Below are 6,000 nucleotides of genomic sequence, written 5' to 3'. Positions count from 1 at the left end.
ACAGCTCCCGTCCCTAAACGCGGGGGCGACCGTCCGCCGGGCCGGGGGGGCGGGGTTTACCCCACCGGGGCGGCCCCGGCGACCCGCGGCCCCCGCCGCTGTCCGGCGGACCCGGGGAGCGGATCCCGAGCCCGGCCGGGCGGACGTACCGAGCGGATCAGCCCTGTGCGGCCCGGGCGGCCATGCGGGCCTTGCGGATCGCCAGCTTCTCGTCGAACTTCGCCGCTTCGCTGTCCAGGCCGTTCATGTACAGCCCGAGCTCCTCCTGCGCCTTGAGACCCTCCGGGCCGAGGCCGTCGATGTCGAGGACCTTCAGGTAGCGCAGGACGGGCTGGATCACGTCGTCGTGGTGGATCCGCATGTTGTAGATCTCGCCGATCGCCATCTGCGCGGCGGCCCGCTCGAAGCCGGGCATACCGTGTCCGGGCATCCGGAAGTTGACGACGACGTCGCGCACGGACTGCATCGTGAGGTCCGGGGCGAGTTCGAAGGCCGCGCCCAGCAGGTTGCGGTAGAAGACCATGTGCAGGTTCTCGTCGGTCGCGATCCGCGCCAGCATCCGGTCGCAGACGGGGTCGCCCGACTGGTGGCCGGTGTTGCGGTGCGAGACGCGGGTCGCGAGCTCCTGGAAGGCCACGTACGCGACCGAGTGCAGCATGGAGTGGCGGTTGTCGGACTCGAAGCCCTCCGCCATGTGCGCCATGCGGAACTGCTCCAGCTTGTCCGGGTCCACGGCGCGCGAGGTGAGCAGGTAGTCGCGCATCACGATGCCGTGCCTGCCCTCCTCCGCGGTCCAGCGGTGCACCCAGGTGCCCCAGGCGCCGTCGCGGCCGAAGAGGGAGGCGATCTCGTGGTGGTAGCTGGGGAGGTTGTCCTCGGTCAGCAGGTTCACGACGAGGGCGATACGCCCGATGTCGGTGACCTTGGACTGGCCGGTCTCCCACGCCTCCCCGTCCTCGAAGAGGCCGGGGAAGTTACGGCCGTCGGAGAACGGCACGTACTCGTGGGGCATCCAGTCCTTGGCGACCTTGAGATGGCGGTTGAGTTCCTTCTCCACCACCTCTTCCAGCGCGTACAGCAGCTGGGCGTCGGTCCACGCCTTCGAACTGCCTGTGTGGGGAGAGGTGATCGTCACGGGGGCTCCTGGGGACGGGAGAATTACTTACGGCTACGTAGGTTACGTGACCGTAGGTTAAGGCGGCAGTAAGGCCGCGGCCAAGCCCGGTCCTCGCGGTACGCGCTCACACACTGTTATCCATGCAGGTCATGGGTGCCTTTGAGGGGACAAGTCAGGCGCCGTCGCCCGCGATTCCCGGCAGCTGCCCGGGGGTGGTGTCCCGCAGCCCGTCCTCGTCCAGAAGCAGCCACCGGGTGATGCCCAGTGACTTCAGGAACGGCACGTCGTGGCTCGCCACGATCAGCGCTCCCTCGTACGCGGCCAGCGCCGACGTCAGGCGGTGCACGCCGGACAGGTCCAGGCTGTTCGTCGGCTCGTCCAGCATCAGCAGCCGGGGCGCCGGGTCGGCCAGCAGCAGCGCCGCGAGCGTCGCCCGGAGACGTTCGCCGCCCGAGAGCGTCCCGGCGGGGCGGTCCGCGCGCCCGCCCTTGAAGAGGAAGTGTGCCAGCCTCGCGCGGATGCCGTTGTCCGTGGTGCCGGGGGCGAAGCGCGCCACGTTGTCCACCAGGGACAGGTCGTCGTCGAGGACGTCGAGACGCTGCGGCAGGAAGCCCGTCGGGACCTGGGCGGCCGCCTCGCCCGACACCGGGTCCAGCTCGCCCGCGACCGTGCGCAGCAGCGTCGTCTTCCCCGCCCCGTTGCGGCCGACCAGCGCGATCCGCTCCGGACCGCGGAGCTCCCACTCGCCCGGTACCCGCGCCCCGTAGGCGAGTTCGAGGTCGCGGAGCAGCAGTACGTCGGTGCCCGGATGCACCTTGGTGTGCGGCAGCTCGATCCGGATCGCCTCGTCGTCCCGTACCGCCTCGACCGCCTCGTCGAGGCGCTCCTCCGCGTCCGCCAGCCGTTCGGTGTGCATGATGCGGTGTTTGCCGGCCGACTCCTGGGCGGTCTGCTTGCGCTGGCCCATCACCGCCTTCGGCTCGCGCTTGGAGTCCCACATCTTCTGCCCGTACCGCTTGCGCCGGGACAGCTTGACGTGGGCATCGGCGAGTTCGCGCTTCTGCCGCCGTACGTCGGCCTCCGCGACCCGCACCATCCGCTCGGCCGCCTCCTGCTCCACGGCCAGCGCCTGCTCGTACGCCGACAGGCTGCCGCCGTACCAGGTGACCGCGCCGTCGCGGAGATCCGCGATACGGTCCACCCGTTCCAGCAGCTCCCGGTCGTGACTGACCACGACCAGCACCCCGGTCCAGGCGTCCACCGCGTCGTACAGCTGCCCACGGGCGTACAGATCGAGGTTGTTGGTCGGCTCGTCCAGCAACAGGACGGACGGTCGTGCCAGCAGCAGGGCGGCCAGGCGCAGCAGTACGCACTCGCCGCCGGACAGCTCGCCGACGGTCCGGTCGAGACCGATGGCGGTCAGACCCAGCTGGTCGAGCACCGCCCGGGCGCGCTCCTCGACGTCCCAGTCGTCCCCGACGGCGGCGAAGTGCTCCTCGCGGGCGTCTCCCGCCTCGATGGCGTGGAGTGCCGCCCGCGTGGTGGCGACACCCAGGACCTCGTCCACCCGCAGAGCGACGTCCAGGGCGAGGCCCTGCGGGAGGTAGCCGATGTCGCCGGCCGTGCCGATGTGTCCGGCCGCCGGCGTGAGTTCACCGGCGATCAGCCGCAACAGAGTGGATTTGCCACAGCCGTTGAGACCGATCAGTCCGGTCCGGCCGGGGCCCACGGCCAGGTGGAAGTCATCGAAGACCTCACTCCCGTCGGGCCAGGCGAACGAGAGTGAGGTGCAGTGAATATGCGTGGTGGATGCAGGCACAAGGGCCTCCCGGCTGCGTCGAGGAAACACGGAGAACGGCTCGGACACTGGGGTCACGCAGGGCACGCGTGCGGCAGGGCACGCGGCGCGGAACGCGGACACCTCAGATGTGGAGCAACGTCCTTCTCCGATCCGACGACAACAGGGACATCGACGACGCTACGAGCCGGCCCGTGGCCACGCAACCGAATTCCGGAGGCGCTTCACCAGGGCGGGCCGTCGTCTCAGGCCGGCCCGCCCAGGAGATCGCTCAGATCGCCGTCCAGGTCCATGAAGCGGTACTCGTCCCCCACGGGGACCAGCTCCTGGGCCCGCTTCAGGAAGCGCCGCAGCTCGGACGTCCGGACATGGACCATGGCGATGCCCTCCACCGCGTGGAACTCCAGCACCGTACGGTCGTAACCGAACGGCCGGACCCGGACGTCACCGAGGCCCGCCGGCGCGTCCATGCCGGTGGCGAGCAGCTCACGCGAGAACTCCCAGGACACCTCGGTGCCTTCGAGGGTCGCGGGGGCCGGGAACGCCATGCGGACGGCGAAAGGGTCCTTGCGGTCGTAGTGCAGTGTGGCGGGCAGAGTCTCCATACGCGGCGCGGACGCGACCATACGGGCCTGCACGGACTGCTCGATAACGCTGGACAAGACCTGCTCCCTCTCGCCTCGGACGAACGGTTCCCGGCATTGGAGTAGACGACGGAACGCCTGAATCCGTGCACCGGGGGGCGGCGTGAGCTGCGTCACCGCCCGGTCTCCCTCAGATCAACTGCCCCGTTCGGGGCGGTGCACCCTGGACGCGCGTCCACCAGTGGGTTAGCTTCCAGCGCCATGAGGGCCATGGGGAAGACGAGACGGCTGATCGCACCGCTCCTGTGCGGGGCGGCGGTGACCGCCGCACTGGCCGCACCTTCGGCGCACGCCACTCCGGCCGGGCACGAGCACCGGAAGCCGGAATGGACGCTCACCGCGACGGGCACGGACGCGCGCTTCCGCGGTCTCGCCGCTGTGGGCCGCGACGCCGCCTGGGTCGCGGGCTCCGGGGGCACGGTGCTGCGCACGACGGACGGTGGACGCCACTGGCGCGACGTCTCGCCGGACGGCGCCGCCGGACTGGAGTTCCGGGACGTCGAGGCCTTCGACCGGCGGCGTGCGGTGGCCCTGGCCATCGGCGAGGGCGAGGCGTCCCGCGTCTTCCGTACCGAGGACGGGGGCGCGACCTGGACCGAGTCCTTCCGTAACACCGACGCCCGCGCCTTCTACGACTGTCTGACCTTCTTCGACAGCCGGCACGGTCTCGCGATGAGCGACCCGGTGGACGGGAAGCTCCGCATCCTGTCGACCTCGGACGGCGGGCGCAACTGGCGGGTGCTGCCCGATGCCGGGATGCCCGCGGCGCAGCCCGGCGAGGCCGGATTCGCGGCGAGCGGCCAGTGCCTCGTGAGCTCGGGCCGCGAGGACGTCTGGCTCGCCACCGGCGGCGCGGCGGCCGCCCGGGTGCTGCACTCCGCCGACCGCGGCCTGACCTGGACGGACGCCGGGGCGCGGATCCCGGCGGGTGACCCCGCGCGAGGCGTGTTCGGCCTCGCCTTCCGGGACCGGACGCACGGCATCGCGGTCGGCGGCGACTACCGCGCCGAGGAGGCGTCGCCGGACGCCGCGTCCTTCACCGGGGACGGCGGCCGGAGCTGGCGGAGCGCGGCCACCCCGCCGCCCGCCTACCGTTCGGGCGTCGCCTGGCTGCCCCACAGCCGGGGCTCGGCGCTCGCCGTGGGGCCGACGGGCACCGACGTCACCCGGGACGGCGGGCGCACCTGGCTGACCGTGGACACCGGTTCGTACGACACGGTCGACTGCGCCCCGGACGGCGGCTGCTGGGCCGCGGGCGAGAAGGGCCGGGTCGCGCGGCTGCGTTAGAGCCGCCCCCCCGGAAAATCTGATGAAAGGACGATTCGTTGTGGCGGATGCTCATGAGGACGACGTTCTGGCCCGGATCGCCAAGGGGCTCGTCTACACCGAGTCGGAAGCGGCCTTCCTGGCCCCTCGGCGCCGCACGGAGCAGATCTTCGAGTACAACCTGACACCTCCGGGCCGGTCGGAGAGGCGCCGGTCGCTGCTTGTCGAGATATTGGGCTCGGTCGGTGAACGTACGGTGCTGCTGCCGCCGTTCAACGCCGCGTTCGGCAGCAACGTCCATATCGGCGACGACTTCTTCGGGAACGTCAACCTGACGTGCGTCGACGACGTGGACATCCGCATAGGCGACGACGTCATGATCGCTCCGGGTGTGACCCTGACGACGACGGGACACCCGGTGCACCCCTCACGACGTGCCGACTTCGGGCGGTTCTGCGAACCGATCGTGATCGAGGACAAGGTGTGGATCGGCAGCAACGTGGTGGTCCTGCCCGGCGTCCGCATCGGATACGGGTCCGTCATCGGTGCCGGCAGTGTCGTCAGCCGCAGCATTCCCGCGATGACCGTCGCGCTCGGCACGCCTTGCCGGGTGGTCCGCCCCATCACGGAGGAGGACCTCAGCACGCGCGCAGCCGGGCGATAGTGGGTGTCGTCCGCCCGGCGGACACGGGAGGCGGCCTAGCCGGGCAGTTGCTGCCGGTACGGTGCCAGCGCGTCGGCGGTCTTCGTCGCGAGGAACTCCGTGATCCGGTAGGCGCACACCCCGTGCTCCGCGAAGGGATCGGAAGCCGCGAGCCTCTCGATCTCCGCACGGTCCTCGCCCACCGCCAGGATCACACCGCCGTCGCGGGGGTTCTTGCGCCCCGAGGCGATGAACACCCCGGCCGCGTACCGCGCGTCCAGCCAGGCCACGTGCTCCGTCATGAGGGCGTCGACGCGCTCGACCGGTGCGGTGTAGGTCAACTCGAGTACGAACATGATCGCCAGGCTACCGGTGCCTAAGGGCTGTCCCGTAATCCCTGGCGGGCGCACGACGACAGCTACGGCACCTCGCTGCGTTGTCGGAACGCCCGAATACATCCAGTATGCGAAAGCACCTCCGCCTTGCGATGCACCGCATCTGACGCCGTGCGCTGATCCACCAGGGATTACGG

At 70.7% G+C, this 6,000-nt stretch carries 6 protein-coding genes; 2 read left to right on the top strand and 4 right to left on the bottom strand.

Annotated features, from left to right (window positions below; genetic code table 11):
• Positions 1 to 157 precede the first annotated feature (157 nt).
• From ACIP63_RS22730 to ACIP63_RS22720, 3 genes are all read right to left on the bottom strand, one after another.
• On the bottom strand, positions 158 to 1,135 hold the full coding sequence (locus ACIP63_RS22730; RefSeq protein ID WP_401518435.1) for an acyl-ACP desaturase: 978 nt from the start codon (positions 1,133 to 1,135) through the stop codon (positions 158 to 160).
• 154 nt (positions 1,136 to 1,289) lie between these two features.
• Positions 1,290 to 2,936 (bottom strand): ATP-binding cassette domain-containing protein, encoded by a 1,647-nt coding sequence (locus tag ACIP63_RS22725; protein ID WP_401518432.1) that lies wholly within the window; start codon positions 2,934 to 2,936, stop codon positions 1,290 to 1,292.
• Positions 2,937 to 3,160: 224 nt separating this feature from the next.
• Complete coding sequence (locus tag ACIP63_RS22720) at positions 3,161 to 3,577, bottom strand: SsgA family sporulation/cell division regulator (RefSeq protein WP_401518429.1); 417 nt, start codon at positions 3,575 to 3,577, stop codon at positions 3,161 to 3,163.
• A gap of 183 nt (positions 3,578 to 3,760) precedes the next feature.
• On the opposite strand from ACIP63_RS22720, the gene ACIP63_RS22715 reads away from it, so the two are divergent.
• On the top strand, positions 3,761 to 4,846 hold the full coding sequence (locus tag ACIP63_RS22715) for a WD40/YVTN/BNR-like repeat-containing protein (protein ID WP_401518427.1): 1,086 nt from the start codon (positions 3,761 to 3,763) through the stop codon (positions 4,844 to 4,846).
• Between the two features lie 40 nt (positions 4,847 to 4,886).
• A complete protein-coding gene (locus ACIP63_RS22710; RefSeq protein ID WP_401518424.1) occupies positions 4,887 to 5,489 on the top strand; it encodes a sugar O-acetyltransferase in 603 nt (200 codons plus the stop codon).
• Positions 5,490 to 5,524: 35 nt separating this feature from the next.
• Here ACIP63_RS22710 and ACIP63_RS22705 read toward each other — a convergent pair whose 3' ends face one another.
• Positions 5,525 to 5,824 (bottom strand): YciI family protein, encoded by a 300-nt coding sequence (locus ACIP63_RS22705; RefSeq protein ID WP_401518421.1) that lies wholly within the window; start codon positions 5,822 to 5,824, stop codon positions 5,525 to 5,527.
• Positions 5,825 to 6,000 lie beyond the last annotated feature (176 nt).

This window comes from Streptomyces sp. NPDC088746 (assembly GCF_044751065.1).
In the GTDB taxonomy this organism is placed as follows: domain Bacteria; phylum Actinomycetota; class Actinomycetes; order Streptomycetales; family Streptomycetaceae; genus Streptomyces.
This window is presented reverse-complemented; position numbering and strand designations above follow the sequence as displayed.